This window comes from Streptomyces sp. NPDC005963 (assembly GCF_040638655.1).
GTDB lineage: Bacteria > Actinomycetota > Actinomycetes > Streptomycetales > Streptomycetaceae > Streptomyces.
Map to the genome: position 1 here is coordinate 61,026 of NZ_JBEXVD010000010.1, position 25,928 is coordinate 86,953.

Here is a 25,928-nt window from a genome sequence, read left to right on the forward strand (position 1 = left end):
GGGAGGCCGCAGTGATGGAGCAGCAGGAAGCGGGTTGGGATCCCGTACTGACCCGGATCGGGCAGGCGGTCATGTTGCTCCACGGCGGTGACCGCGAGGAGGCCCGCAATCGGTTCGGTGCGTTGTGGTCCGAGATCGGGGAGCGCGGCGAGGCACTGCACCGCTGCACCCTCGCCCACTACATGGCCGACACCCAGGACGACCCCGGTGACGAGTTGGCGTGGGATCTCAGGGCACTGGCGGCTGCCGAGGGCGAAGACGGGCACGGGGACCGACAGAAGTCGCTCCGGGCCCTGCGGGCGCTGTTCCCGTCGCTCCACCTCAATCTCGCATCGGACTATCTGAAGCTCCAGCACCTGGAGGCCGCCCGGACCCATCTCGATCGGGCGCGTGAGTCGGCTCGTCATCTTCAGGACGACGGCTACGGCCATCGGATGCGCACCGCCGTTGCACGGTTGGAACGCTCGCTGCGCGAGGTGTGACCGTTGCGGACGGTCCCGGGCTGCGACGGCCTCGGGCGACGGCACGGGATGGGTGACCGGTGTGCTGGCTCATGAACCAGGCAAGCCGTTGCGGTGCCACTCGCGGCAGATCCGTCCGATGGCGCCGTCCGGTCCCAGACCGCCGTACTGCGCGCTCATGGCACACAGATCACCGATGGTGGTGGGCCGCGGAGTCGGCGAGTGGCGGACGGGCGGGGGCGTCGGGCGCGGTGGCACGGTCCGCCGTGGAGCGGGTGGGCGGCCGTGTCGGGGAGGTGTGTCGTCGGTTCGTGGGACACGGCTGCGTGTGGGAGGAGGCGGAGAGGGGCGGGATACGGGGTCGGCAGGCACTCGTTCCAGCGCCTCACGGGCCGGCCCCTGCACGATGTGCGGCGTCACCACCGGAGTGTGTCGCTCGACGGGGAGCGGGCGCTGGGGGCGGGGCTCGGACGGTACGGTCACACAGCCGGAGAGGACCAGGCCGGACAGGGCCCAGGCCATTGCGGTCAGCCGATTCTTGGCAGGAGCGGTCACCCGGTCAACTCTGGCTGGCAGCAGATGCGTTCAGAGGCAGGATGCGCACACTATGGCCCGCACGGATGACACCGCTCGACCAGCCGTCGCAATCGTCCGCGGTGCTCGGGCAGGTTTGGACACGCATCGCCCGTCCCGTGGGGGAGCGCGTGGGAGTCGCGGGTCGTGGCGGTGTTTCCCATCGCGGGGTCGTCAAGGAAGTCACGACGGCCCGGCCCCGGGTCCGTACCCCATCCGTGAACGGACTCGCTCCGCTCGGATCCGTTGACTGATGGGGTGCGGACGTCGTCATCGCGCCCCCGCGGTCAGGAGCGGCCGAGCATTCCGTGCAGCAACTCCGTCAGACCTCTGCGTACGGTCTCGTGGTCCGGGGGCGCGACATGGTCGGCCCCGGCCGCGCAGGTGAACAGGAGCCCTTCGCACCAGGCGATCAGGGATCGGGTGTGCCATTCGGGGTGTGCGGACCCGGCTGCCGCCATCAGGGCGTGCAGCGGTTCTCGAAAGCTCCGGCCCGCCGTGTCGTAGGCCGTGCGCAGCTCCGGTCTGCGCGTGGCCTCCAGGGCGAGTTCGTACCGTGCGATCACGAGCCCGGGGTGCTCGCTCAGCGAGCGGTGCACGGCGAGGGCCAGGGCGTCCGCGAGGGCTGCCGTGCCGTCGTGCGGCCCCGGCATCTCCTCGATGGCGAGGATCGATGCCTCGCGGTGCATCAGCCTGGTGACCACGGCTTTCAACAGCGTCTGCCGGGTGCGGAAGAGGTTCGACGTGGAGCCCTGGGGCAGTCCGGCCGCTTCGTCCACGGCGCGGTGCGTCAGCCCGCGCATCCCACGCTCGGCCAGGACGTCCAGGGCCGTATCGGTGATCAGCTCGGCTCGGGAGCCCTGGGGGACGGTGCGTTCTGCCATGGACCCAACCTACCCCTCCCGAACTACGGGTGTAGTACGCTCCAGGAGTCACTACAGATGTAGTTAGGTGAGGGGAAGGCATGTCCGTTCCGGCTCGGCCCGCAACACCCCGCGTCATCGTCATCGGCAGCGGCATCGGCGGACTCACCGCCGCCGTCGCCCTGCACCAGAGCGGTTGGCACACCACGGTCCTCGAACGCGCCGACAGCCTGGAACCCGTGGGTGCGGGCATCAGCCTCGCCCCCAACGGCCAGCGGGCGCTCGACGTCATCGGTCTGGGCGACGAGATCCGCGAACTCGCCGCCTGGCAGGGCGGTGGCGGACTGCGCAACCCGACGGGCCGATGGCTCAACCGCGTGGACAGCACGGCGTTCGCCGAACGCTTCGGCGGCCCGCTCGTCGTACTGCACCGCGCCACACTGGTCGACCTCATCGCGGCCCGGCTGCCCGCGGACACCGTACGGACCGCGAGTCCCGGCGAGTTGATCGACCCGGGCGTCCCCGGCGGTCGGCCGGCCGTCGTCCGCGTCGGCGACGACCAACTCGAAGCCGACCTCGTCGTCGCCTCCGACGGCATCCACTCGGCTGCGCGTCGCACGCTCTTCCCCACTCACCCCGGCCCGACCTACTCCGGCTTCACCACCTGGCGGATGCTCGTCCCACCCCTGGAACGGCCCCAAGAACCGCACGAGACCTGGGGACCCGGGATGCTCTGGGGCACCCAGCCGCTCAGGAACGGGTCCCTCTACGCCTACGCGGCAGCCCTGGCGCCGCGCGGAGAACGCGCCGATGACGAACGCGCCGAACTGCTGCGCCGCTTCGGCAGTTGGCACGAGCCCGTACCCCAGATCATCGACGCCGCCGCACCGGACGGGGTGCTGCGCAACGACGTCCACCACCTCATCGACCCGTTGCCCACCTTCCACCGCGGCCGAACCGCGCTGCTCGGAGACGCAGCCCACGCCATGACACCGATGCTGGGCCAAGGCGGCAACCAGGCCGTCGAGGACGCCGTGGTCCTCGCCCACCACCTGACGCCCGGCCATGACCTCGGTGCCGGACTCGCCGCGTACAGCGCCGATCGCCAACCCCGCACCCATGCCGTCGTCCGCGCGGCTGCCCGGGTCGCCCGATGGCAGTCCCTGTCCAGTGCCCCGGCCGTCGCCCTGCGCGAGACGCTGTTGGGTCTGGTCGCTCGCCTCGGCCCACGGGTCGCCCTGCGGGCGGGCGACGGGATCATCGACTGGCGGCCACCGCAGCGCACGTATGCTGACCGGGCATCGCACGGCTGACGGACCCGGTGGTGCACCAGTCGCCCGAGCGAACCGGTCCGGCCCGACGAGCGCGCCATGGCGCCGGAGCCGACCCGTGGTCCCGGAGCGCTCACGACACGGGCGCCGCACGGGCGGGCACCAGGACAGGCCCTAGGGAGGAATCTGTGAAGATCGGTTGCATCGGCCTCGGAGACATTGCGCAGAAGGCGTACCTGCCCGTGTTCGGAGCACTGCCCGGGATCGAACTGCACCTCCAGACGCGCACCCCCGCCACCCTCGCCCGAACGGCCGATGCGTACCGCATCCCCGCCGCGCAACAGCACACCACGTTGGAATCCCTGCTCGCCCAGGACCTGGACGCCGCCTTCGTCCACGCACCCACCGCAGCGCACGCGCAGATCGCCGACGCCCTGATCGAGGCGGGCGTGCCGACGTTCGTCGACAAGCCGCTCGCCAATGAACTGGCCGAGGCGCGTCGACTGGTGGAGCGCGCCGAAGAGCGCCGGGTCAGCCTTGCCGTCGGCTTCAACCGCCGCTTCGCACCCTCCTACGCGCAATGCCTGGAACACCCCCGCGATCTGATCCTGCTCCAGAAGAACCGCATCGGGCTCGCCGAAGTCCCGCGCACCTTCGTCTACGACGACTTCATCCACGTCGTCGACACCCTGCGCTTCCTCGCCCCGGGGCCGATCGAGCACACGGACGTACGCGCCCGTCTGATCGGCGATCACCTCCACCACGTCGTGCTCCAACTGTCCGGTGACGGCTTCACCGCGATCGGCACGATGAACCACCGCAGCGGCTCCACCGAGGAGGTCTTGGAGATCGCCGGCCAGGACAGCAAGCGTGAAGTCCGCAACCTGGCCGAGGTCGTCGACCACAAGGGCCAGCCCAGCGTCCGGCGTCGGGGCGACTGGGTGCCGGTCGCCAGACAACGGGGCATCGAACAGTCGGTACTCGTCTTCCTCGAAGTGGTACGCGCCGGGAAGGTCCTCAGTGCCCGGGACGCCCTGCTGACCCATGAGTTGTGCGAGCAGATCGTGTTGCGGGCGACGGGGCAGGCCGTCTGATCCGGCGCACCCCTTCCCGTGCGCCGAGGACCAACAGTACGGCGCCGGCACCCTGGACGGCCCAGTCGCCGAACCGGACGAATCCGGTCGTTCCTCGGGCCAGGGGGACTTCGTAGACGGCGGCGGCGCTGGTGCCGGTGGGCAACTGACGGCCCACACGGGCGCCATCGGCACCGAAGACCGCGCTGACACCGGTCAGCGTGGCGTGCACCATCGGTCGACCGTTCTCCGCCGCCCTCAACGCCGCCAACGACGCATGTTGCTCGGGAGCCCAACTGCCCTGGAACGACGAGGTCGACGACTGGGCGACCAAGAGCCGAGCACCGTCCCGGGTCAAGCGTCTGCTCATGTCGGGGAAGGCCGACTCGAAGCAGACGAGCGGGCCGATACGAGTACCGGAGCGGGCCGGTGTGCCGCCTCCGGCCACCTCCATCACCACGGCACGGGTGCCGCGCACGCGATCCTCCCCGGCCGCCCTGCCCACGGACGTCGCCCAGCCCAGCAGCTCCCGGGCCGGAACGTACTCCCCGAACGGGACGAGCCGCATCTTGTCGTAGCGGTCCCCGGTCAGTCCCGCGGGCCCCACCAGCACGGAACTCTTGTAGATGCCACCCCCGCCTCCACCGTCGGTGCGCCGGGCATCCACATTGACCAGCACCTCCGCCCCGACGGCCCGGGAGAGCGCCGCCAGCCGGGCCGTGAGGTCCGGTCGTTCGCGAAGATCGGCACCCACACTGCTCTCGCCCCAGACCACCAGGTCGAGCCGCTGTCCCACCAGCTCACGGGTCAGTTCCTCACCCCGGGCGAAGCGCCGCTCCGCACCCTCGTCGCCCGTCCCGTCGAACACCCCCGGCTGCACGATCGCCACCCGTATCAGCCCCGACGCCGCGGGCCGGGGCGCAGCGAATCCGACGGCGGTGATCATGAGCGCACCGACCAGGGCACCGGTGAGCACGGCGGCTCGGGTGGCGGGTACCGCGATCAACAGGGCGATCGTCGTGTTCACCGCCACGACGAGCAGGGTCACCAACCACACCCCGCCGACGGACGCGATCCGCAGTGCGGGGGCGACCTCGAACTGGCTTGCGCCGAGCAGTCCCCACGGGCCGCCGAGCCCCTCCCAGGACCGGACGAGTTCGATCATCAGCCAGCCGGAGGGCACGACCACCAGCGCAGCGACGGCCCTGCCCGGCGAGGGGCTGCCGCGCAACCAGGAGCGGACCAGCCAGCCCCAGGGAGCCCACAACAGACCCAGCAGCGCCCCGAGCACCACCATGAACACATGGAGGCTTGGCACCAGCCAGTGATGGACGGCAATCACCAAACCCACGCCACCGAGCCAGCCCTCGACCGCCGCCTGCCGACCGGTGGGCGCCGACCGCAACAACAGCAGCCATGGCACGAGCGCCAGATACGCGAACCACCACCAGGCGGGCTCCGGGAAGGCCAGCGCGGGCAGGGCACCGGCCACGAGCGCCAGCCCCTTGCGGTGGCGCACTGCGGTGAACCATCCGGAAACCGTCCCCCCGGGCCGTCCCGCATCAGGACGGTCGGCCGCAATCCGCATGGCGCGCCTCCTCGTCCTACCGCCCAGGGCCTGAGCAGCGCCCCTTCCAGTGTGTGCGCCATCGGGAACCGGATCAACACGGCGTCCCCGCTGCCGCCTGTCCCCGCCCGAGCGTTTTCGGTCCATCGCGCCGACCGTGGAGCACGGTCCCGGCATCTCAGCGTCGCCACCGCCTTCCTCATCGGCGCCGCCGCACAACTCGCCAAGATGATCGACGGCGGCCCCGCGCACTCCGTCGTTGCCATGAACAAGGCGGAACTCGTCGGCTGATCATCCGACCGCGGACGACGCTGCGATCAACCGTGCTCGGCACGGCCCGAACCGGACCGGCCGGGCACGGCGAACACCTCCGGAGGGCAGCGTCCCCCGTCCGAAGGTCTGAGGGCTCAGGTCCCGGAGGGGACCCCCGCATCGCTGCGCCACTTCTCCCGCATCACCACCCGGGTGAGTCGCCATCCGCCGTCGGTACGGATGACCCCGAAGCTGTAGCGACCACCGGAGACATAGCCCCCGCCGCCGTCCCCGCGTACCGGATGGACGTAGTCGGCCTGCACCTCGCCGTCGTCGCCGAAGTAGCCGCCGAGGTCCTGGAGCCGTAGCAGACGGTTGACGACGAGGTGCTGTCGTACGGGCAGGGTCCCCAGGGTCCCGGCCATCCAGTCGGCGACCTCGGCCGCCGATCCCTCGATCCCCCCGGCACTGCGGTAGTCGGCCCGCCCCCCGGGGGCGAACAGTTCTCGGAACGCGCTCCAGTCCGCATCGTCCACGGCCACCGCGTAGCGAGTCACCAGCTCGTCGATGGCCAGCCGGTCCATTACCGTTGCGAGATCCACGCGCTGCGTCATCGGCTCAGTGTCGGGCAGTCGCGGCCCGACGCCAAGGGCCGTGCGGGTACGTCCTACGCCGACACCCGGACGCCGGGCCGCTGCGCAGGCACCTGGAGCTACCGCTTGATGGCGCGCAGGACCACGAACTTGGGGTCGCTCGCCATGACCTCGCAATTGCCGAAGAGGCGCCCCAGTCGTACGTGATATCCGAGGTGTCGATTGCCGACCACCCACAGTTCACCGCCCGGGCGCAGGGCCCTGCGGGCATCGCCGAACATCCGACGGGCCGTGGTGTCCGTGGTCGCCCGGTGGGAGTGGAAGGGCGGATTGTTCAGTACGAGGTCGATGCTCCCGGTCGCCAGTCGGGACAGGGAGTCGCCGACCAGGAACTCCGCTGTTCTGTCGGCGGGCACGTTCTCGTGGAAGGTGGCCTCGGCCGAGGCGACGGCCGCGTACGACTCGTCGACGAAGGTGACCTCGGCCTCGGGGTTCGCCAAGGCCACGGCGGTGCCGACCACCCCGTTGCCGCAGCCGAGGTCCACCACGTGCTCGGCTCCGCGGTGCCGGGGCAGATGGCGCAGGAAGAACCGGGTGCCGATGTCGAGGCGATCGGCGCAGAAGACGCCCGCGTGATTGGTCACGGTCCGGCCGGCCAACACCCCTGCATCGGCCGGCAGCGCATGGCGCAGTGGCCAGGGGTTGGCAGCGGGACGCAGTTCCGGATCGGGTGTGCAGAAGATCAAGCGGGCCTTCTTGACCGCGAGCGAGGTCTTCGTCGGGCCGATGATCCGCTCGAACAGCCGCAGCGTCGACGTGTGGATCTCGCTGACCATTCCCGTACCGATGACGACGGTTCCGGCGTGCACGGCCGGTGCCAAGCGGTGCAACTGGTCCTCCAGCAGCGCCAGGCTCTTGGGAACGCGCACCAACAGCACGTCGATGCGCTCCGGCACGGTGTCCCGACTGGACAGCAGTTCCACCGCCGAGGAGTCGATGCCGTTGCGGACCAGATTGGCCAGGGTGGCCTGCCGACCGAGGAAGGAATCGCTGATCTGCACCGGGGCGGTCGGGGCGGGCCCTGCGGCGAGGGCCACGGCCAGGGCGCCCCAGCGATCACCGACCACCACCGGTCGGGACGGTTCGCTGGGGATCGACCCGCCCTCCTGGAGATGTCGCAGCAGGTACTCGTCGGCGGCGTCCCAGGCGCGGAGGGTGTCGCGGGGGTCCTCGGGGAAACGGGCGAGGGAAACATCGCCCCATGACGTGGTCAGACGGTTCATCGTGCAGCCAGGCTAGCCCAGGGCGACGGCGACGGATGCGTCCCGCGATCCGGTCGGTCGGAGGACGGCGCCTCCGTGGTGAGGAGCCCGACGGGGGTCGGGCTCCCGACTCACTGTGCCGTAGTGATCGTGCGGTGGGCTGTGATGCTCAGGCCGCGTGCTCGACGCGCTCCAGCGCAGCAGCCGCCCACTTCAGTACCAGTGCCTCGTACTCCGGACGCCTGGCGTCGGGCAGCTGCCCATCGGCCCACAGCTCGCGAATGCGCGAGTTGAGTTCGGCGGCGGACAAAGCAGTCTCTGGCTCGTGTGGAAGGGGGGACATGGGAACAGATTACGGCCTCCGCAGCCGAACGGCTCCCACGTTGCGGCTGCTTTCAGCCGCCCGAATCGCCCGCATGTGGGCTTGGGCCACCCGTCCCCACCAGGATGAACAGGGCGATTGCCGGAAACACGCGGGAGATCACGAACGGCATGAAGCTTTTCGTAGTGACGAACCTCATGAACAGGGCCCTGTGGCCTTGCTCACTGTGGTCTGCTCCTTCGCCGTGATCCGGTCCATTGGATAAACAGTGGGTAAATCGGAGCGGGAATTATCCGCGGGAGTGCACATCCGCCCTTTCCGACGCTCCGTAGCCATTTCCTGAAGCGCACTTCCACGGCCGTGCCCGCCGTGGACCGTGCCCGCCGTGGACCGTGACACCTCAAGCCGTGACACCGAGGGCCGACCCGTCCGAGCGCAGCGCCCGACCCCGAGGAGTCCAAAAAACCTTGGACGGTGATGTCGAGAACACGTGGCGGGCTCCGTCCCCGCTGTGAACGCGATCAGAATGGGTCGCCTCAGCACCGAGGAGAACATCATGGCCAAGTACCTGCTGCTCAAGCACTACCGCGGCGCCCCGGCTCCGGTGAACGACGTACCCATGGACCGGTGGACGCCCCAGGAGATCTCGGCCCACGTGCAGTACATGAACGACTTCGCGGCCCGGCTGGAGCGGTCCGGCGAGTTCGTCGACGGCCAGGCGCTCGCCCCCGAGGGGACGTTCGTCCGGTACGACGGTGAGGGCCGCCCTCCGATCACCGACGGCCCGTTCGCCGAGACCAAGGACCTCATCGCCGGCTGGATGGTGATCGACGTCGACAGCTACGAACGCGCCGTCGAACTGGCCGGGGAACTGTCCGCGGCCCCCGGGGCGGGCGGGAAGCCGATCCACGAGTGGCTTGAGGTGCGCCCGTTCCTGGCCGCGCCGCCCACCATCACGGACTGACCTCGGATGGACGAGGCCCTGCTGAGAAGCCTCACCCCGAGCGTGCTCGCCATCCTCGTCCGCCGCGGAGCCGACTTCGCGGCGGCCGAGGATGCCGTACAGGACGCCCTGGTCGAGGCGATGCGCGTCTGGCCGGACGGACCTCCGCAAGAGCCGAAGGGCTGGCTGGTCACCGTCGCCTGGCGCAAGTTCCTCGACGCCACCCGGGCGGACACGGCCCGGCGCCGGCGGGAGGAACGAGTCGAGGAGGAACCGGCACCCCTCCCCGCACCCGCGGTGGACGACACGCTCCATCTCTACTTCCTGTGCGCACACCCGGCGCTGACCCCCTCCTCCGCGGTGGCGCTCACCCTGCGCGCCGTCGGAGGGCTGACCACCCGCCAGATCGCGCGGGCGTACCTGGTGCCCGAGGCGACGATGGCCCAGCGCATCAGTCGGGCCAAGCGCACCGTCTCCGGCGTGCGCTTCGACCGGCCCGGCGACGTCGCCACCGTGCTGCGCGTCCTCTACTTGGTCTTCAACGAGGGCTACTCGGGAGACGTCGACCTCGCCGCCGAGGCCATCCGGCTCACCCGGCAGCTCGCGGCCTCGATCGACCACCCCGAGGTGGCCGGGCTGCTCGCCCTGATGCTGCTCCACCACGCCCGGCGCGCGGCCCGGTCAGCGCCCGACGGCAGTCTGGTGCCGCTCGCCGAGCAGGACCGCGGTCGATGGGACACCGGGATGATCGCCGAAGGCATCGGGATCCTGACGGCGGCACTCGCCCGTGACCGATTGGGCGAGTTCCAGGCACAGGCTGCCGTCGCAGCACTCCACGCCGATGCGCCCACCGCCGGGGAGACCGACTGGGTGCAGATCGTCGAGTGGTACGACGAACTCGTGCGCCTGACCGACAGCCCGGTCGTCCGGCTCAACCGTGCGGTCGCCGTCGGTGAGGCCGAGGGGCCGCGCGCCGGACTGGCGGCACTTGCGGTGCTGGACGACTCGCTGCCCCGCCACGCCGCAGTGGCCGCGTACCTCCACGAGCGCGACGGCGATCCGGTGACGGCGGCACGGCTGTACGCCGAGGCGGCCCGCAAGGCGCCCAACCTCGCCGAGCGCGACCATCTGACGCGGCAGGCCGCCCGGCTCAACGCGCTGCGCCCTTATACCCAGGGGGAAGCCGTGTGACACCCCGGTACGGCCCTTTTCTCTCCACAGGACTCCATGGGACTCGACGGGAGTTCACGCAATCCGCTGCGAATCGGCGGGAGCGTAGGCGGGACTCCTGGCGACCCGATGGGAGGGAAATGGGTGACGATCAAGTCGCGGTGGCTGGGAAGCCATCCTGCAGAGAGCGACCCGGTGTTTTGGATCTCCTCTCCACGAGGGGCTTTCAGCCGCCGGACTCGCCCGCGTGCGGGCTCAACGCACCCGTTCCCACCAGGATGAACAGGGTGATTCCCAGCAGGACGCGATAGATCACAAAGGGCATGAAGCTCTTCGTGGTGATGAACCGCATGAACCATGCGATCACCGCATAGCCCACCCCGAAGGCGACGACCGTTGCGAAGAGGGTGGGGCCCCACGACACATGGCCCTCGCCCGCGTCCTTGAGTTCGTACGCACCCGAGGCCAGGACGGCGGGGATCGCGAGCAGGAAGGAGTACCGGGCCGCGGCCTCGCGGGTGTACCCCATGAGGAGGCCGCCGCTGATCGTGGCGCCCGAGCGGGAGACACCGGGGATCAGGGCCATCGCCTGGCAGAACCCGTAGATCAGACCGTCCCTGACATTGAGTTCCCGCAGGGTCTTGCGCTGTTTGACGGCCCGGTGCCGGCCGCCGGCCTCGTCATGGGGTCGTTCGTCGCGGGCGGCGAGCCGATCGGCGAAGCCGAGCACGAGGCCCATCACGATCAGCGTGGTGGCGATGAGCCGTAGATCGCGGAAGGGGCCCTCGATCTGATCCTTCAGGGTGATTCCCAGCACGCCGATCGGAATCGATCCGATGATCACCAGCCAGCCCATTTGAGCATCGTGGTCCGCGCGCATTTCCTTGTTCCTGAGCGAGGCGAACCACGCCGTCACGATTCTGGCGATGTCTTCCCTGAAATAGATCAGGACGGCGGTTTCGGTACCGATCTGGGTGATCGCGGTGAAAGCGGCTCCCGGGTCCTTCCAGCCGGCGAAAGCCGCCGTCAACCGCAAATGCGCACTGGACGAGATGGGGAGGAATTCGGTCAGTCCCTGGACGAGTCCGAGGATGAGGGATTCAAACCACGACATGGAAAACAGAGCCACCCAAGAAAATGATCCCGATCATGCGTCGGACGGGGGAAGAGTAGCCCTCGGAGACGAACGAACAGTGAAGTGAACGGGAACGTTCGATGGGATCTCTTGTACGGGTGACCATCGGTCCGGGTGAGGCGTCGGAGCACCCGTCCGTTCCAGCTCACCCGTCCGCGCGGCTCGGCTGACGACCGAGCTCAACCGCGGCGCAGACCGTGGCGTTTGCGCCAGGCGACCGCCCCGGCGATCAGCCCGGTCACCACGATGAACCCCATGGCCACCAGGAAGGCCGGTGACGTCGGAGAAGAGGCCCGGCTTCCCGCGACCACGTACGCCGCCGTATTGGGGATGGACCCGAGGGCGGTGGCCAGCAGAAACGGTGTGTAACCCATGCGGGAGACGGCGGCGCAGTAGTTGGCCGCGGCGAACGGGATACCGGGGAAGAGCCGTATCGCCAGCATCGACCTAAATCCGTGTCTGCTCAGCTGGGAGTCCGCGGCCTGGAGCACCCGCCCGCGGAGCAGCGGCCTCAGCGCCTCCTGCCCCAGGAGCCGGCCCAGGGTGAAGGCGATCCCCGCACCCAGCACGGTTCCCGTCAGTGCCGACACCAGACCCAACTGGGATCCGAACAGCGCACCCGCCGCCAGATTGAGCAGCGGACGGGGCACGAAGGCCGCGGTGCACACCCCGTAGGCAACCGCGTACAGCACGACCGCCGCCGCGCCGCCCAACTGTGCCGGCCAACCGTCGGACAGCAGTCTCTGCGGCTCGTACAGCACCACCAGCGCACCGGCGGAGGCCAGCATGACCAGCAGCAGCGACAGCCGCGACCATGGGGAGAAGAGCACTCGCGCACAGCGGATCGCGAGTCCTGACGACGGGTGGGGGACGGGCTCGAACATCCGGGGAGACTAACCGACATCGTGATGAGATCGCCGTAACGTGTGCCTCATGACGCGCGGCCCAGCCACCCCAGCCGTCCCCGCGAGCCGGCTCGCCGACGAGGTACTGGGGCGAATCACCTCCCTCTATCCCCCGGCGGCGCAGCCGGACCGGGCGGCCGGAGCCAGTGCCTATATGAAGGGCGTCGCTCCCTTCCTCGGCATCCCCACGCCCGCTCGCCGGGTGCTGTCCCGGCAGGCGTTGGCAGGGCTCGCCCCGCCCGACGAGCGGGACTGCACGGCGATCGCCGTCCGGTGCTGGCGGCTTCCCGAGCGCGAGTACCACTACTTCGCGGTCGACTACCTGCGCCGGCACGTGGGCCGCTGCTCGTCCGGCTTCCTCCCCACCGTCCGTTGGCTGGTGACCACCGTCCCCTGGTGGGACACCGTCGATGCGCTCGCGGCCCACACCGTGGGACCCCTGGTCGCGGCCGACTCCGAGCTGAAGACGACCATGGACGAGTGGATCGAGGACGACGACCTGTGGGTGGCGCGCACGGCCCTGCTCCACCAACTGCGCTACAAGGAGGCCACCGACAGCGAGCAGCTCTTCCGCTACTGCCTCCGACGGGCCGACCATCCGGACTTCTTCATCCGCAAGGCGATCGGCTGGTGTCTGCGGGAGTACGCCAAGACCGACCCCGAGGCGGTCGGCGCGTTCGTCGCATCGGCGCGCGACCGGTTGTCCCCCCTGTCCGTGCGGGAAGCCCTGAAAAACCTGTGAGCCTTGCGTTCCTCCACCGCTGACCACTGACATCAGGACTCCTTCACACCTCCTTGCTCGCACACCACGGGCCCGTGCGCGGTCGGAGCGTCCACCAACCAGCCGGGATCGACCGACAATGCAGTGGCCTGTGCTCTGCCCCGAGCGCTGCGCATCGCTTCCGCCCCCCTGATCCAGTAGCCCTCGACGCCCCTGCGAGAGCGCCGTCGCATCGTCGAACCGTTCATTTGCCGCTGGTGGTGAGAGTCTGGGGGTCCTCATGGGGGAACGTCGCGTCGCCATTACCGGAATCGGTGTGGTCGCACCGGGAGGCACCGGTGCCAAGGCGTTCTGGGAGCGCATCGTCTCCGGGGTGCCCGCCACCCGGGGCATCACGGCCTTCGATCCGGGGCCCTTCCGCTCGCGGATCGCCGCCGAATGCGACTTCGACCCGCATCAGGCCGGGTTGACCGGGCCGGAGACCGAACGGTTCGACCGGGCCGCACAGATGCTGATGATCGCCACGCGGGAGGCGATGGCCGAGAGCGCACTGCTCATCGGCCCCGACGCGGCCCACCGGGTCGGTGTCAGCATCGGCAACGCGGTCGGGCTGACACAGCAGTTGGAGCACGAGTACCGCCGCCTCAGCGGCGACGGACAGCAGTGGGTCGTGGATCCGGCCCTGGCCTCACCCCATCTCTACGACTACTTCGTCCCAAGCTCGCTGTCGGCGGAGGTCGCCTGGGAGATCGGGGCCGAAGGCCCCAACTCCGTCGTCTCCGCCGGGTGCACCTCCGGCATCGACGCCATCGGACACGCCTGCGATCTGATCCGCGAAGGTGCTGCCGACGTCATGGTCGCGGGCGGCACCGATGCACCCATCGCACCCATCACCGTCGCCTGCTTCGACGCGATCAAGGCGACCTCGCCCCGCAACGACGAACCGTCCAGCGCATCCCGCCCGTTCGACCGGACCCGCAACGGCTTCGTCCTCGGGGAGGGCGCGGCCGTCCTGGTCCTGGAGTCGCTGGAGCACGCGCGCCGCCGTGGTGCGCACATCTACGCCGAGATCGCGGGACACGCCTCGCACGGCAACGCCCATCACATGACGGGACTGCGCCCCGACGGGCTGGAGATGGCCGGCGCCATCACCTCCGCACTCCACCGCGCCCGTCTCGACCCCACGGCCGTCGACTACGTCAACGCCCACGGCACCGCCACCCAGCAGAACGACCGGCACGAGACCGCGGCGTTCAAACGGAGCCTCGGGGAACACGCCCGCGCCGTGCCCATCAGCTCGATCAAGGCCGTCGTCGGACATTCGCTCGGAGCGATCGGTGCCATCGAGGTCGCCGCCTGCGCGCTCGCCCTGGAGCACGGAGTCGTACCGCCGACGGCGAACCTGCACCGACCCGACCCCCAGTTGGATCTGGACTACGTACCGCTGACCGCCCGCGAACAGCCGCTGGAGACGGTCCTGACCGTCGCCAGCGGGTTCGGCGGATTCCAGAGCGCCATGGTGCTCACCGACGCCGACAGGAGGGCCGCGTGACCACGGCCGTAGTGACCGGGACGGGAGTCATCGCCCCCAACGGGCTAGGAACCGAGGCGTTCTGGGCGGCGACCCTGAGCGGTCGGGACACCATCGAGCCCATCGCGGGGTACGACTCCACCGCCTTCGACTGCCGACTCGCCGGGCAGGTGAAGGACTTCGACGCCACCCAGCACCTGCCCAGCAGACTGATACCGCAGACCGACCGCATGACCCAGTTCGCACTCACCGCAGCCGACTGGGCGATCGCCGACAGCGCGATCGACACCGAGGGTATGTCACGCCTCGACCTCGGTGTGGTCACCGCGGCCGGAGCCGGCGGCTTTGACTTCGGCCAGCGGGAGTTGCAGAACCTCTGGGGCGAGGGACCGGACCACGTCAGCGCCTACATGTCGTTCGCCTGGTTCTACGCGGTCAACACCGGCCAGATCTCCATCCGCCACGATCTGCGCGGCCCGGCCGGCGTGCTCGTCGCCGAACAGGCGGGTGGCATCGACGCCATCGCCGGGGCGCGCCGGGCGATCCGCAACGGCTCCGCCATGATGCTCACCGGCGGCATGGAGTCCTCGCTCTGTCCGTACGGCATGGCCGCCCGCAATGCCGGGGGGCGGCTCTCCACCCGTGACGATCCGGGCCGCGCCTATCTCCCCTTCGACCCGGACGCCAGTGGGCAGGTGCCGGGGGAGGGGGGCGCGATCCTCGTGCTGGAGGACGCGGACCTCGCCCGTGAGCGTGGTGCCGCGGTCCACGGCGAGATCGTGGGCTACGGGACCGCCTTCGACCCGCCGCCAGGCTCCGGGCGCCCCGACAACCTCGGCCGTGCCATCCGTACCGCACTCCATGACGCGGAGCTCACCCCGGCCGACATCGACGTGGTCTTCGCCGACGCCGACGGCTCCCCCCAGCGGGACCGCGCCGAGGCGGCTGCGCTGACCGAGGTCTTCGGCCCCCGGGGCGTACCGGTCACCGCACCCAAGACCATGATCGGCCGACTGTGTTCCGGCGGCGCCCCGCTCGACGTGGTCCTTGCGCTGCTCGCGGTCCGCGACGGCGTCATCCCTCCGACCACCAAGGTCACCACCGACCACGACATCGACATCGTCCGCGACGAACCCCGGCCGTTCACCGGGGCCACCGCCCTGGTGCTGGCCCGTGGACACAACGGATTCAACAGCGCCCTGATCGTCACAGGGCGACGAAAGGACTCCCCATGAGCGAGCTTCGCGTGCCGAGCGAGCTGACCCTGCCCGAGCTGACCGACATCATGCGCGAGTGCGCCGGCGAGGACGAGGCGCTGACCTCCCACGAGGGGGACATCGGGGAGGTGGAACTCGAATTCCTGGGATACGACTCCCTGGCACTGATGGAGGCCGCGAGCCGCGTCAAGCGACAGTACGGGGTCGAACTCTCCGACGACGGCCTCGCACAGATCCGTACGCTCAACCAGTTCGTGACCGCCGTCAACGAGCGACTCGCCTCCGCCGCGGCGGGTCGGGCCGGCTGACGGTACGGCGATGGACGAACTCTTTCTCGCGGCGACCGGCAGTTGGCTGCCCCCGCGCGTGCCGATCGAGGAAGCGGTGGCCGACGGCCGGTGCCCCGCGCCCCTCGCCCGCACCACCGGCATGGTGTCGGTGGCCGTGGCGGGCGAGGAGTCCGCGCCCGAGATGGCCGTCCGCGCGGCGCGGCAAGCCCTGGAGCGCTCCGGCGCGGGGCCCGCCGACATCGACCTGGTGCTGCACGCCAGCTTCTTCTACCAGGGCCACGACCTCTGGGCGCCGGCCTCGTACGTCCAGCGGGAGACGGTCGGCAACCACTGCCCCGCGATGGAGGTCAAACAGGTCTCCAACGGCGGCATGGCCGCACTCGAACTGGCCTCCGCCTACCTCGCCGTCGACCCCGCGCGGACGGCCGCCCTCATCACCACGGGCGACAAGTTCTGCCCGCCCGGCTTCGACCGCTGGCGCAGCGATCCCGGCACGGTGTACGCCGACGGGGGCACCGCCCTGGTGCTCTCCCGCCGGGACGGCTTCGCCCGGCTGCGCAGCCTGGTCACCGTCTCCGCACCCGAATTGGAGGGGATGCACCGCGGCGACGACCCGTTCGGGCCGGTGCCGTTCAGCCACCGCCCCCAGGTCGACCTCGATGCCTGCAAACGCGCCTTCCTCGCCGAAGCGGGCTCCTCCTACGCGGTCGCCCGGGTGGGGTCCGCCCAGGACGCCGCGGTCAAGGGCGCCCTTGCCGCTGCCGAACTCGAACTCGGCGACATCGACCGCATCGCCCTGCCCCACCTCGGCCGAAGGCGGCTCCAGGCCGGCTACTTCGGTCGGTTCGACCTCGATCCCGAGCGCACCACCTGGCCGTGGAGCCGCCGGGTGGGCCACCTCGGCGCGGGGGACCCGATCGCAGGACTGGACCACCTCGTCGCCAGCGGTGCCCTCGACGCCGGGGACACCTGTCTGCTCGTCAGCGTCGGCGCCGGATTCAGCTGGTCCTGTGCCGTGATCGAACTACTGCGGCGCCCCGATTGGGCGGGTCGCGCATGAGAGGGGAATGGGGACGTTGGCAGCCAAGCGATCGACTGTGCTTCTCCTGCCGGGCCAGGGGTCACAACACCTCCGGATGGCCGCCGGCCTGTTCGGGACCGAGCCCGTGTTCACGACAGCCATGGACGAGGTCTTCACCGAACTGGGGGCGGAAGGGGACCGGCTCAGGGCGGACTGGCTCGCCGAACGGCCGGCCGTCGAACTCGACCACGTGACCCGCTCCCAACCCCTGCTGTTCGCCGTTGACCATGCGCTGGGCCGACTCGTGCTGAGTTGGGGCGTGCGGCCCGGTGCGGTGCTCGGGCACAGCATCGGCGAGTTGGCGGGGGCGGTGCTGGCGGGGGTGTTCGCCCTGTCCGACGCCGTCGCCCTGATGCGCGATCGCATCCGGTTGCTGCGCGACGGGCCGCCGGGCGGGATGCTCGCCGTGGCGGCGTCCCCACAGGAAGTGGCGCCCTTCCTCGGGGGCGATGTCGTCATCGGCGCCTACAACGCTCCCCGGCAGACCGTACTGGCCGGGTCGGACCCGGCGTTGGAGAAGACCGGGGCGGCACTGCTGGAAGCCGACTTCACCTGCCGGCGCATTCCATCGCTGAGCCCCTTCCACAGCCCCGCGCTCGCCCCCGCCGTCGAGGGCTCGGCTGCACTGATCGCCGCCCTCCCGGTCCGCGCTCCCCGGATCCCCCTCCACTCCTGTTACACGGCCCTTCCGCTGCGCCCCGAAGAGGCAGCGGACCCCGAGTACTGGGCCGCCCAGCCCGTCGCCCCCGTACGGTTCTGGCCCGCGTTGGACGCGTTGCTCGCCGATGGTGACGCCGTGCTGGTGGAGACCGGTCCGGGACAGGGGCTCGCCCAACTCGCCCGGCGTCATCCGGCCGTACGGTCGGGGCGCAGCGCGGTCGTGCCCCTGCTGCCGGCCCGTCCCGGGCCGCCCGAGCGGGACCGTGCGTCGGTGGCCGCCGCCCGGGAGGCCCTGATCGGGCTGGGAGCCGCCCCGGGGTCCGGCTAGGGCCCGGCCCCGGGGCCGCGCGTTACCTGCGTACCGTCGCCGTGACGTAGCGCACCGGGGTATCGATGGTCAGGGGCCCTTCGCCGTCCCGCATCGTGTCGAGGGCGGTGATCAGCCGTTCGCGCAGTCGTCGGCTCTCGTCCTCGGGCAGATGCGTCCACAGCAGTCTCATGCCCTGGGTGTGGGACCAGTCCACCCATGCCTCGCCCGAGGTCGCCGTCAGCTCCACCGGCTCATCGATGACCTCGACCTCGGTGAAGCCCGCGGTCTCCATCGTCCGTCGCAGGTCGGCGGGCCTGGAGAGCCAACTGTTGAAGCGGCGCTGTAGTGCCTCCGGTTGCCACTCCGGCGGCAGATTGGTCAGCAGGGAGCGCGGGATGAGGTCGGTGAACACCGGTGGCAGGAAGGGGAAGGTGTCGTCGGTGAAGACGGGACTGGTGAAGGCGATGCGCCCGCCGTCCCGCAGCAGTTCGGCATAGCGGGCGAGCGCCGCGGGGGCATCTGGCAGGAAGATCACGCTGTAGCTGCCCGTGATCAGGTCGAAGGAGCGGGCGGGCAGGTCAGGGCGCTCCCCGTCCATCACCCGCGCCTCCACCTGGCTCGTGCCCTGACGTGTGGCTTCCCGGCGGGCCTCCTCGACCATCGCCGGCGCGATGTCGATGCCCAGCACCGATCCTGAGGGCCCCACCTGTTCGGCCGCGGGGAAGAGCGCGGCGCCGCGTCCGCAGCCGATGTCCAGGACCCGCTCGCCGGGCGCAGGCTTCGCCCGCTCGATCAGTCGGCGCCCCATCGGGGTGAAGAACTCGACCCCCAGCCGGTCGTACTGCGCCGCCGCGTGGTCGAAGGCCCGGGTGACCGCCGCCTTGTAAGCAGAATCGTCCAGATTTTCCGCGTTGTCCGTTGTTACTCCCATGGGGGCAGCATGCAGTCGCCGTCTCGTACCGATGTCGCGCCCGCCTTGAGCACGCCTCGACGACCCTTACAGCCGGACCCCAAGAGTTGGACAGGGACCCTGCCTAGCGTGACGCCCGTACCGGACGGACGACGGGGGAAGGAACGGTGTTCACGTTGGGCGAGTTGACACGGCGCGGCGTACTGAGGGGCACGGCCGCTACCGGTGGTGCCGCTGCTCTGACCGGTCTGGGAACGCAGAGCGCACGGGCCACACCGTCCGCGAGGGCCTGTGCACCGGTCACGGGGCCGGTGACCGTGGGTCGCGCGGATCCCAGATTCATCAACCTCAACACCAGCTACAACAGCCGCTTCGCTCCCAACCCGGAGTCCTTCTGGCTGGTCTGGTCGGGCGACCAGGTGGTGGCGGCGGTCGACGAGGCCGTACGCACCGGCAAGCGGATCGCCGTCCGCAGCGGCGGCCACTGCTACGAGAACTTCGTCACCAGCGGCGACATCGCCGTCGTACTGGACATCTCACCGATGAACCGGGTCTCGTTCGACACCGAACACCAGGCGTTCTCGGTGGAGTCCGGCGCCACCCTCGGTGAGGTCTACAAGGCGCTCTACTACGGCTGGGGAGTCACCATTCCCGGTGGGAGTTGCCCCAGCGTCGGCGTCGGCGGACACATCGCCGGCGGCGGCTACGGCTCGCTCTCCCGTGAACACGGCATGGTCGTGGACCACCTCTACGGCGTCGAGGTCGTGGTCGTGGACCGATCGGGCAGGGCGCGCAGGGTCGTGGCCACCCGCCGACCCGACGACCCCAACCGCGACCTGTGGTGGGCCCACACCGGCGGAGGCGGCGGCAACTTCGGAGTGGTCCTGCGCTATCTGCTGCGCTCCCCGAACGTACGCAGCCGCAACCCCGCGATGCTGCTGCCCCGGCCGCCCGAGACCTCCATGGGCCGGACGCTCACTTGGCAGTGGGAGGGCATCACCGAGCAGGCGTTCACCACGCTCGTGCGCGACCACGGCCAATGGCACGAGCGGTATCCGCAGACCAAGGTGGGCAGCTCGCTCTCGCTGCCCCACCGCACCGCCGGAGAGTTCCAACTCCTCGTCGGAGCCGATGCCGAACGAGCCCAGGCGGACCGGCTGATGGACGACTTCATCAGGGTCGTCACCGCGAACGTCGGCGTCGCGCCCACAGTCGAACAGTCGGAACAGGCGTGGCTGCCGGAGACCCTGAACTCCCCGACCCACCCGGGCGGCACGCCCTTCAAGTCCAAGGCGAGCTTCCTGCGCAGACGGTGGACCGACCGCCAGATCGCCACCATCCACCAGTACCTGAGCGACGGCCACCGCTGGGGCGCGTCCGTCTACCTCAACTCCTTCGGAGGGAAGATCAACTCCGTCGCCCCCTCGGCGACCGCCTTCCCCCACCGGGACGCCCTCTTCAGCGTCTCCTACGACCTCTACTACGACGACCCCGCCAACACCGGCGAGTTGGAGTGGATGCGCCGCTTCTACCAGGAGGTGTTCGCCGACACCGGTGGCGTCCCTGCACCGAACGCCAACAACAGCGGCTGCTACATCAACTATCCGGACGCCGACCTCGCCGACCCCCGCTGGAACACCTCCAACGTCCCCTGGTCCACGCTCTACTACCGGGACAACTACCCGAGGCTCCAGCAGGCCAAGGCCCGCTGGGACCCGCGCGGCGTCTTCGGACACGCGCTCTCCGTCCGCCCGCCGTCCCGCTGATGGAGATCATCGGCACCGGATTCCTCGCCCGGCACCTCCGGCCGCTCGCCGACGCGCACCCACGGGTGACCGTCCTCGCGGCCGGGGTGCCGCGCCACCCCCTGCCGGACTCCGAACACCGCCGCGAGGAACAACTGGTCCGCGACACCCTGGAACACTGCCGCACCCGAGACCGGACCCTGGTCTTCTTCTCCACCGTCAGCATGTACGGATCGCCCGGCTGCCGGGGCCGGGAGGACGAACCCGTCGTCCCCGCCCTGCCCTACGGACAGCACAAACTCGACCTGGAGAAGCTGGTCCGGGACTCGGGAGTACGCCATCTCGTGCTCCGACTCGGCTATGTGATGGGGCCGGGCGAGCCCGAGTACCGGCTGCTGCCCGTACTCATCCGCCAACTCCGCGCAGGCCGCATCACCGTCCAGCGCGGCGCCCGCCGCGACATGCTGCACGTGGACGAGTTCGTCGCCGCATTGGACCTGCTGCTCACCGCGGGCGCGTTCGACGAGGTGATCAACCTGGCCTCCGGGGACTGCGCCGACATCAGCGATGTCATCGACCATCTGGAACTGCGCCTGGGACTGGGCGCCGAACGCGGACTCGCCGGCCACACCGTCTCGCACTGCCCCTCGGTGGACAAGCTCCACCGGATCGTGCCCGAAGTGGCCGCACTGGGCTTCGGGCCGGGCTACTTCCGTACCGCCATCGACCGGTATCTCGCGACGGCCGACCGCGCGGATCCATGACACCGAGGAGAACGACACCATGCCCCCTCACGTCGTCAGCCGTCCGCCCCTCTGTGACCTCGGCGCGCCGATCACATCCGAGGGCGCCCGACTGCTGGAGATCATCGGACGCCATCTGCCGCGCATCGCCGACGGGGCCGCCGAGCACGACCGTGCCGGGACCTTCCCCAAGGACACGTTCCGTGCGCTGCGGGACGACGGAGTCCTCGCCGCGACCGTGCCCGTCAAGTTCGGCGGGCTCGGCGTCAGCAGTGTCCACGACGTCTGTCTGGCCATCATGCGGATCGCCGAGGCCGACGCCTCCACCGCGCTCTCCCTGCACATGCAGCTCTGCCGGGGCATCACCATGTCCTACGAGCGCGAGCACTCCACCCCGTCCGGGCAGGCGCTCGCGGAGCGGATCCTCACCCTGATGGGCACCGGTGACGCGGTGGTCAGCGGCGCCCTGAAGGACGGTCGCCGGACCACCGAACTGCGCCCCTCCGCCCAGGGCGGCTGGCTGCTCACCGGTGCCAAGATCCTCGTCAGCATGGCGCCCGTGGCCACGCACTTCGTGGTCGCGGCCCCCACCCGCCCCGATACCGGACCGGATCGACTCGCCGCCGCCTTCCTCTCCGCAGACACCGCGGGACTGAGCGTGCCGGACGACTGGGACGGCATGGGGATGCGGGCCTCGGCCAGCTCCTCGGTCGTCTTCGACGACTGTCCCGTCCCCGACGAGGACCTCTTCCTGCGCGGCCCGGTCGGCGAGGTCAACCACGCGGCCTTCGCCGGCCAGACGGTCAGCTCCATCGGACTGCTCGGCGTGTACGCGGGGATCGCCCAGTCGGCCCGGGACATCACGGTCGCCGGGGTGCGCCGTCGGGGCGGCACCCCGGCGAGTGCCGTGCGCACCCTCGTCGCCGAACTGGACGTCAAGCTCTACACCCTGCGGTCCGCGCTGGCGGCGGCCCTCATCCACACCGAGTACCACGCAGAGCGCACCGAAGGCGATCCCGCCGAGCGCGGACGCCGGATGATGGCCCCCTTCCAGCAGGCCAAACTGGTGGTGAACCGCTGTGCTTCGAGCATCGTCGAGGACTGCATGACACTGGCCGGAGGCGTGTCGTTCACCGCCGGGCACCCGCTCTCCCGCCGGCACCGGGACGTCCGCGCGGGATGGTTCATGCAGCCGTTCACCTACGCCGACGCGATCGACCACCTCAGCGCCTGGGCGCTGGAACTCGACGAGCACCGGTAGCACCCGGGCACCCACGACGTGCGAAGGCCCCGGGAGGACCGCTCCCGGGGCCTTCGCACGTTCCGGGTCAGCCGGTGACGAGCGGGAAGAACTCCGGATCGTCCAGCGGCTGACCGGGTTTCATATGGGCGAGGTACTGGTCCATCACCCCCGGCAGATAGGCCGTCCCCGCGTCCATATAGATGACGCCGTGGCCGACCCGGCGGGTATCGGTCACATTGCCCCCGGCCCAGTGCAGTGTCCGGCAGTGGTGGAACGCGACGTCGCCCGCGCGCAGCGGCACGGTGACCCGGGGCCGCCAGGGGAAGTCGGGCCAGACCTCGTCGGGCTCGCGGAACTGCTCAAAGCTGGTCATGTGTCGTAGCCGCTCGGAGTCCGCGCGCAGGTGCGAGCCGGGGATGTAACTCAGACAGCCGCGCTCGACCGGTACGTCCACCAGCGCCACCCACGCGGTGAGGGTGTGCTCAAGCCCGTCCATCGGCAGTCCGGCCTCGTCGTCGTGGAGCAGGGTCGGCGGGGCCACCTCGGGCTCCTTGACCAGGACTTCACTGCTGTAGAGCCGCAGCGGGACGCCGGCCAACCGGCCCGCGATGCCGGTCAGGGCGGGATGGAGGGCGAGCCCCCGCAGGGTCTCGTCCTTGCGCCAGACCTGGGTGGTGTAGTTGACCTCGACGGCTGCTCCGTCCTCACCGCCCTCCCATACCTCCATGTCTCGCGCCAGGATGTTCTCGGCGGCCGTCCGGTAGACGGCGACCTCCTCCGGGGAGAGCAGCCGGGGCACATGGACGAAGCCGTCCTCGCGATAGCGACGCACGCTCTCCTCGGGGAGCGTCGCCGGGGTGGTCAGTTCACGGGGGGACGCCATGGGCGGCTCTCCTTCGCATCGATGGGGGAGTGGGGCCCGCACGCTCAGGCGACGGGGGTCGGGGCGTCCAGCACCCCAAGGAACAGCCCTCGGCCGTTGTGCAGGCCGTCGAGGTACTCCACGCTCAGGCCGGCCGCGGCGAAGGCCCCCTCGTACTGGCGACGGGTGAACAGCGAGATCAGATGCGTCTCGCTGAAGTGCCGTACCCCCGCAGCGGCGTCGGCGACCAGATAGTGCACCTCCACCCGGGAGGCGTCGCCCACCCGGACCGAGTGCGACACCCGGGCGAGCGTGCGCCCCCCGGCGGTGGTCGTCCCCGTGGCCACATGGCCGTCCAAGAAGGTCTCCGGGAACCACCAGGGGTCGATCGCGACGACACCGCCCGGCTGGAGGTGCCGTGCGAAGCGGCGCAGTGCCGCCGCCAGCTCCCCCGGGTCGGCCAGATAGCCGATCGACCCGAACATGCAGGTGATGGCCGAGAAGGGGGCGCGCAAGGAGAAGTCGCGCATATCACCGGTGTGCACGGTGACCCCCGGCAGCCTGCGCCGTGCGGCCTGCGCCATGGACGCCGACAGCTCAAGACCCTCGACCCGCTCGAACTGCGGTCGGAAGTGCTCCAGATGGGCCCCGGTGCCGCACGCGACGTCGAGCAGTGACACGGCGTCCGGCATCCTGGCCCGCACCTGGCGGGAGATCTCCTCGGCCTCCGCCCGGTAGTCCTTGCCCCTGCCCTGGTGCAGCAGCTCGTAGATTTCGCTGGCCTCTGCCCCGTACAACGCGACCCCCTCTGCCGGCGGGTCCGCGCGCTCACGGACGTGGGCCGCCGCATTCAGGCTGGGGCGAGCGGCTCGAAGCCTCGCAGAAGCCCGCTGGAGCCCGATTCGGTCCAGTCATCGTTGAGACGGCTGCGAGAGCCCGGGGAGACCGTCTACACCATGACGAGCTGCCGTATTTGCGGCGGCCGACTTCACGAGTTCGGTGATTTCGGTACGCAGCCGCTTTCCAGCGGGTTCCTGGAACCCGACTACATCGGGGACGAGTACCTCTTCCGGCTCGCGCTGGGAGTGTGCGACTCGTGCACCATGGTCCAGCTCATGGAGGAAGTCCCCCGGCACCTGATGTTCAACGGCCACTACCCGTACCTGTCGTCCGGGTCGTCGGTGATGAGGAAGCACTTCGAGCAGACGGCGCAGGACTTCCTGCGGACCGAGCTGACCGAGCCCGGCGCGTTCGCGGTCGAACTGGGCTGCAACGACGGAATCATGCTCCGGGCGCTCGCGGACGCAGGCGTCAGGCACCTGGGCGTGGAGCCCTCCGAGAGCGTGGCCGACATCGCCCGCAGGCTCGGCATCCGGGTCACGACCGAGTTCTTCCAGGCGTCGACCGCGCAGGAGATCAAGGAGGCCGAGGGCCCCGCCCAGCTGATCTACGCGGCCAACACGCTCTGCCACATCCCGTATATGGACTCGATCTTCCAGGGCATCGACGCGCTGTTGGCGCCCGACGGCGTGTTCGTCTTCGAAGATCCCTATCTGGCGGACATCGTCGAGAAGACCTCGTACGACCAGATCTACGACGAGCACTACTACTTCTTCAGCGTCACCTCGGTGGCCGCCATGGCGGAGCGGTTCGGCTTCGAGCTGGTGGGGGCGGAGCGGTTGCCCGTCCACGGAGGCGAGGTGCGCTACACCCTCGCCCGCAGGGGGCGGCGCACCCCGGATCCCGCGGTGGCGCAGCTGCTGGCGGAGGAGAAGACCCGCAGGCTGGCCGAGCTCGACACCCTCCAGGGCTTCTTCCGCAACGTCGAGCGGTCCCGCGACGAGTTGGTGAGTCTGCTGCGGAAACTGAAGGCAGAAGGGTGCACGGTGGTCGGGTACGGCGCGACCGCGAAGAGCGCGACCGTGACCAACTACTGCGGGATCGGCCCCGACACGGTGTCATTCATCTCGGACACCACGCCGAACAAGCAGGGACGGCTCACCCCCGGTGCGCACATTCCGGTGCGGCCCCGGGCGGCGTTCGAGGACCCCTATCCCGACTACGCGCTGCTCTTCGCCTGGAACCACGCCGAGGAGATCATCGCCAAGGAGACCCAGTTCCGGGAGTCGGGCGGTAAGTGGATCCTCTACGTACCGCACGTACAGGTGGTGTGATACGTGTCGCACGTACAGGTCGTGTGATGTGCCCGAGGGCCCGCCCGGTCG

The 25,928-nt window shown here is 70.1% G+C and carries 27 protein-coding genes and 1 pseudogene; 16 read left to right on the forward strand and 12 right to left on the reverse strand.

Annotation, left to right across the window (positions count from 1 at the left end; all coding sequences use genetic code 11):
• Positions 1-14 precede the first annotated feature (14 nt).
• Entirely contained in the window at positions 15-482 is a 468-nt protein-coding gene (locus tag ABZ348_RS16230) for a hypothetical protein (protein ID WP_358933439.1), read from the forward strand.
• Between the two features lie 839 nt (positions 483-1,321).
• Here the strand turns inward: ABZ348_RS16230 and ABZ348_RS16235 are convergent.
• Positions 1,322-1,918, reverse strand: coding sequence for a TetR family transcriptional regulator (locus ABZ348_RS16235; protein ID WP_358933441.1), 597 nt, complete (start codon positions 1,916-1,918; stop codon positions 1,322-1,324).
• A gap of 80 nt (positions 1,919-1,998) precedes the next feature.
• Between ABZ348_RS16235 and ABZ348_RS16240 the strand changes: the two genes are divergently transcribed.
• Positions 1,999-3,210, forward strand: coding sequence for an FAD-dependent monooxygenase (locus ABZ348_RS16240; protein ID WP_358933442.1), 1,212 nt, complete (start codon positions 1,999-2,001; stop codon positions 3,208-3,210).
• Positions 3,211-3,356: 146 nt separating this feature from the next.
• Positions 3,357-4,262, forward strand: a complete 906-nt coding sequence (locus tag ABZ348_RS16245; RefSeq protein WP_358933444.1) for a Gfo/Idh/MocA family oxidoreductase — start codon at positions 3,357-3,359, stop codon at positions 4,260-4,262.
• Here ABZ348_RS16245 and lnt read toward each other — a convergent pair.
• Positions 4,186-5,829, reverse strand: a complete 1,644-nt coding sequence (lnt, locus tag ABZ348_RS16250; protein WP_358933445.1) for an apolipoprotein N-acyltransferase — start codon at positions 5,827-5,829, stop codon at positions 4,186-4,188. The genes ABZ348_RS16245 and lnt overlap by 77 nt on opposite strands.
• Positions 5,830-5,880: 51 nt before the next feature.
• Between lnt and ABZ348_RS16255 the strand changes: the two genes are divergently transcribed.
• Entirely contained in the window at positions 5,881-6,099 is a 219-nt protein-coding gene (locus ABZ348_RS16255; RefSeq protein ID WP_358933447.1) for a hypothetical protein, read from the forward strand.
• Positions 6,100-6,215: 116 nt separating this feature from the next.
• Here the strand turns inward: ABZ348_RS16255 and ABZ348_RS16260 are convergent, their stop codons facing one another.
• The 4 genes and pseudogenes from ABZ348_RS16260 to ABZ348_RS16275 all read right to left on the reverse strand — a co-directional run.
• Entirely contained in the window at positions 6,216-6,674 is a 459-nt protein-coding gene (locus ABZ348_RS16260) for a nuclear transport factor 2 family protein (RefSeq protein WP_358933449.1), read from the reverse strand.
• 98 nt (positions 6,675-6,772) lie between these two features.
• Positions 6,773-7,936, reverse strand: coding sequence for a methyltransferase (locus ABZ348_RS16265; RefSeq protein ID WP_358933451.1), 1,164 nt, complete (start codon positions 7,934-7,936; stop codon positions 6,773-6,775).
• A 148-nt stretch (positions 7,937-8,084) separates the two neighbouring features.
• Positions 8,085-8,258 (reverse strand): hypothetical protein, encoded by a 174-nt coding sequence (locus ABZ348_RS16270; protein WP_358933453.1) that lies wholly within the window; start codon positions 8,256-8,258, stop codon positions 8,085-8,087.
• A 52-nt stretch (positions 8,259-8,310) separates the two neighbouring features.
• Positions 8,311-8,445, reverse strand: a pseudogene (locus ABZ348_RS16275) (undecaprenyl-diphosphatase); the annotation flags it as partial.
• Between the two features lie 348 nt (positions 8,446-8,793).
• Between ABZ348_RS16275 and ABZ348_RS16280 the strand changes: the two are divergent.
• Complete coding sequence (locus tag ABZ348_RS16280) at positions 8,794-9,201, forward strand: YciI family protein (protein WP_358933455.1); 408 nt, start codon at positions 8,794-8,796, stop codon at positions 9,199-9,201.
• Positions 9,202-9,207: 6 nt separating this feature from the next.
• A complete protein-coding gene (locus ABZ348_RS16285) occupies positions 9,208-10,371 on the forward strand; it encodes a DUF6596 domain-containing protein (protein ID WP_358933457.1) in 1,164 nt (387 codons plus the stop codon).
• A 205-nt stretch (positions 10,372-10,576) separates the two neighbouring features.
• On the opposite strand, the gene ABZ348_RS16290 is transcribed toward ABZ348_RS16285, so the two are convergent.
• Together ABZ348_RS16290 and ABZ348_RS16295 are read right to left on the reverse strand one after the other, a co-directional pair.
• On the reverse strand, positions 10,577-11,464 hold the full coding sequence (locus ABZ348_RS16290) for an undecaprenyl-diphosphate phosphatase (protein WP_358933458.1): 888 nt from the start codon (positions 11,462-11,464) through the stop codon (positions 10,577-10,579).
• 200 nt (positions 11,465-11,664) lie between these two features.
• Complete coding sequence (locus ABZ348_RS16295) at positions 11,665-12,369, reverse strand: TVP38/TMEM64 family protein (protein ID WP_358933460.1); 705 nt, start codon at positions 12,367-12,369, stop codon at positions 11,665-11,667.
• 49 nt (positions 12,370-12,418) lie between these two features.
• Here ABZ348_RS16295 and ABZ348_RS16300 point away from each other — a divergent pair, with 49 nt between their 5' ends.
• The gene (locus ABZ348_RS16300; protein WP_358933462.1) at positions 12,419-13,132 is read left to right on the forward strand and encodes a DNA alkylation repair protein; all 714 of its coding nucleotides are present in this window, start codon (positions 12,419-12,421) and stop codon (positions 13,130-13,132) included.
• A gap of 32 nt (positions 13,133-13,164) precedes the next feature.
• Here the strand turns inward: ABZ348_RS16300 and ABZ348_RS16305 are convergent, their stop codons facing one another.
• Positions 13,165-13,344, reverse strand: a complete 180-nt coding sequence (locus ABZ348_RS16305; RefSeq protein ID WP_358933464.1) for a hypothetical protein — start codon at positions 13,342-13,344, stop codon at positions 13,165-13,167.
• A 47-nt stretch (positions 13,345-13,391) separates the two neighbouring features.
• On the opposite strand from ABZ348_RS16305, the gene ABZ348_RS16310 reads away from it, so the two are divergent.
• From ABZ348_RS16310 to ABZ348_RS16330, 5 genes are read left to right on the forward strand one after another with little or no spacing between them, the layout of a single operon-like run.
• Positions 13,392-14,663 (forward strand): beta-ketoacyl-[acyl-carrier-protein] synthase family protein, encoded by a 1,272-nt coding sequence (locus ABZ348_RS16310; protein ID WP_358933466.1) that lies wholly within the window; start codon positions 13,392-13,394, stop codon positions 14,661-14,663.
• Complete coding sequence (locus ABZ348_RS16315; protein WP_358933468.1) at positions 14,660-15,877, forward strand: ketosynthase chain-length factor; 1,218 nt, start codon at positions 14,660-14,662, stop codon at positions 15,875-15,877. The genes ABZ348_RS16310 and ABZ348_RS16315 overlap by 4 nt, the downstream gene beginning before the upstream one ends.
• Positions 15,874-16,167: an acyl carrier protein gene (locus ABZ348_RS16320; protein ID WP_358933469.1), complete on the forward strand. Its 294-nt coding sequence runs from the start codon at positions 15,874-15,876 to the stop codon at positions 16,165-16,167. The genes ABZ348_RS16315 and ABZ348_RS16320 overlap by 4 nt, the downstream gene beginning before the upstream one ends.
• 10 nt (positions 16,168-16,177) lie before the next feature.
• Positions 16,178-17,209, forward strand: coding sequence for a ketoacyl-ACP synthase III family protein (locus tag ABZ348_RS16325; protein WP_358933471.1), 1,032 nt, complete (start codon positions 16,178-16,180; stop codon positions 17,207-17,209).
• 7 nt (positions 17,210-17,216) lie between these two features.
• Positions 17,217-18,218: an acyltransferase domain-containing protein gene (locus ABZ348_RS16330; protein ID WP_358933473.1), complete on the forward strand. Its 1,002-nt coding sequence runs from the start codon at positions 17,217-17,219 to the stop codon at positions 18,216-18,218.
• A 22-nt stretch (positions 18,219-18,240) separates the two neighbouring features.
• Here ABZ348_RS16330 and ABZ348_RS16335 read toward each other — a convergent pair whose 3' ends face one another.
• Positions 18,241-19,101 carry a methyltransferase domain-containing protein gene (locus tag ABZ348_RS16335; RefSeq protein WP_358933701.1) on the reverse strand — a complete coding sequence of 287 codons (861 nt, stop codon included), beginning with the start codon at positions 19,099-19,101 and terminating at the stop codon, positions 18,241-18,243.
• 176 nt (positions 19,102-19,277) lie between these two features.
• On the opposite strand from ABZ348_RS16335, the gene ABZ348_RS16340 reads away from it, so the two are divergent.
• Genes ABZ348_RS16340 through ABZ348_RS16350 form a run of 3 tightly spaced genes read left to right on the forward strand, consistent with a single transcriptional unit; the run spans position 19,278 to position 22,859 of the window.
• Positions 19,278-20,876, forward strand: a complete 1,599-nt coding sequence (locus tag ABZ348_RS16340) for an FAD-binding protein (protein ID WP_358933475.1) — start codon at positions 19,278-19,280, stop codon at positions 20,874-20,876.
• Positions 20,876-21,619: an NAD-dependent epimerase/dehydratase family protein gene (locus ABZ348_RS16345; protein ID WP_358933477.1), complete on the forward strand. Its 744-nt coding sequence runs from the start codon at positions 20,876-20,878 to the stop codon at positions 21,617-21,619. Before ABZ348_RS16340 ends, ABZ348_RS16345 begins: the two co-directional genes overlap by 1 nt.
• Before the next feature lie 19 nt (positions 21,620-21,638).
• Positions 21,639-22,859: an acyl-CoA dehydrogenase family protein gene (locus ABZ348_RS16350; protein ID WP_358933479.1), complete on the forward strand. Its 1,221-nt coding sequence runs from the start codon at positions 21,639-21,641 to the stop codon at positions 22,857-22,859.
• Between the two features lie 67 nt (positions 22,860-22,926).
• On the opposite strand, the gene ABZ348_RS16355 is transcribed toward ABZ348_RS16350, so the two are convergent.
• Positions 22,927-23,724: a phytanoyl-CoA dioxygenase family protein gene (locus ABZ348_RS16355; RefSeq protein WP_358933481.1), complete on the reverse strand. Its 798-nt coding sequence runs from the start codon at positions 23,722-23,724 to the stop codon at positions 22,927-22,929.
• A gap of 44 nt (positions 23,725-23,768) precedes the next feature.
• Positions 23,769-24,500, reverse strand: coding sequence for a class I SAM-dependent methyltransferase (locus ABZ348_RS16360; protein WP_358933483.1), 732 nt, complete (start codon positions 24,498-24,500; stop codon positions 23,769-23,771).
• A 159-nt stretch (positions 24,501-24,659) separates the two neighbouring features.
• Between ABZ348_RS16360 and ABZ348_RS16365 the strand changes: the two genes are divergently transcribed.
• On the forward strand, positions 24,660-25,877 hold the full coding sequence (locus ABZ348_RS16365; protein WP_358933485.1) for a class I SAM-dependent methyltransferase: 1,218 nt from the start codon (positions 24,660-24,662) through the stop codon (positions 25,875-25,877).
• Positions 25,878-25,928 lie beyond the last annotated feature (51 nt).

Bases quoted from the DNA above. Each gene is read 5' to 3' on its own strand.
- ABZ348_RS16230 (WP_358933439.1), top strand. From the start codon at position 15: ATGGAGCAGCAGGAAGCGGGTTGGGATCCCGTACTGACCCGGATCGGG.
- ABZ348_RS16235 (WP_358933441.1), bottom strand. From the start codon at position 1,918: ATGGCAGAACGCACCGTCCCCCAGGGCTCCCGAGCCGAGCTGATCACC.
- ABZ348_RS16240 (WP_358933442.1), top strand. From the start codon at position 1,999: ATGTCCGTTCCGGCTCGGCCCGCAACACCCCGCGTCATCGTCATCGGC.
- lnt (WP_358933445.1), bottom strand. From the start codon at position 5,829: ATGCGGATTGCGGCCGACCGTCCTGATGCGGGACGGCCCGGGGGGACG.
- ABZ348_RS16260 (WP_358933449.1), bottom strand. From the start codon at position 6,674: ATGACGCAGCGCGTGGATCTCGCAACGGTAATGGACCGGCTGGCCATC.
- ABZ348_RS16265 (WP_358933451.1), bottom strand. From the start codon at position 7,936: ATGAACCGTCTGACCACGTCATGGGGCGATGTTTCCCTCGCCCGTTTC.
- ABZ348_RS16270 (WP_358933453.1), bottom strand. From the start codon at position 8,258: ATGTCCCCCCTTCCACACGAGCCAGAGACTGCTTTGTCCGCCGCCGAA.
- ABZ348_RS16280 (WP_358933455.1), top strand. From the start codon at position 8,794: ATGGCCAAGTACCTGCTGCTCAAGCACTACCGCGGCGCCCCGGCTCCG.
- ABZ348_RS16285 (WP_358933457.1), top strand. From the start codon at position 9,208: ATGGACGAGGCCCTGCTGAGAAGCCTCACCCCGAGCGTGCTCGCCATC.
- ABZ348_RS16290 (WP_358933458.1), bottom strand. From the start codon at position 11,464: ATGTCGTGGTTTGAATCCCTCATCCTCGGACTCGTCCAGGGACTGACC.
- ABZ348_RS16295 (WP_358933460.1), bottom strand. From the start codon at position 12,369: ATGTTCGAGCCCGTCCCCCACCCGTCGTCAGGACTCGCGATCCGCTGT.
- ABZ348_RS16300 (WP_358933462.1), top strand. From the start codon at position 12,419: ATGACGCGCGGCCCAGCCACCCCAGCCGTCCCCGCGAGCCGGCTCGCC.
- ABZ348_RS16305 (WP_358933464.1), bottom strand. From the start codon at position 13,344: ATGCGACGGCGCTCTCGCAGGGGCGTCGAGGGCTACTGGATCAGGGGG.
- ABZ348_RS16310 (WP_358933466.1), top strand. From the start codon at position 13,392: ATGGGGGAACGTCGCGTCGCCATTACCGGAATCGGTGTGGTCGCACCG.
- ABZ348_RS16320 (WP_358933469.1), top strand. From the start codon at position 15,874: ATGAGCGAGCTTCGCGTGCCGAGCGAGCTGACCCTGCCCGAGCTGACC.
- ABZ348_RS16325 (WP_358933471.1), top strand. From the start codon at position 16,178: ATGGACGAACTCTTTCTCGCGGCGACCGGCAGTTGGCTGCCCCCGCGC.
- ABZ348_RS16330 (WP_358933473.1), top strand. From the start codon at position 17,217: ATGGGGACGTTGGCAGCCAAGCGATCGACTGTGCTTCTCCTGCCGGGC.
- ABZ348_RS16345 (WP_358933477.1), top strand. From the start codon at position 20,876: ATGGAGATCATCGGCACCGGATTCCTCGCCCGGCACCTCCGGCCGCTC.
- ABZ348_RS16350 (WP_358933479.1), top strand. From the start codon at position 21,639: ATGCCCCCTCACGTCGTCAGCCGTCCGCCCCTCTGTGACCTCGGCGCG.
- ABZ348_RS16355 (WP_358933481.1), bottom strand. From the start codon at position 23,724: ATGGCGTCCCCCCGTGAACTGACCACCCCGGCGACGCTCCCCGAGGAG.
- ABZ348_RS16365 (WP_358933485.1), top strand. From the start codon at position 24,660: ATGACGAGCTGCCGTATTTGCGGCGGCCGACTTCACGAGTTCGGTGAT.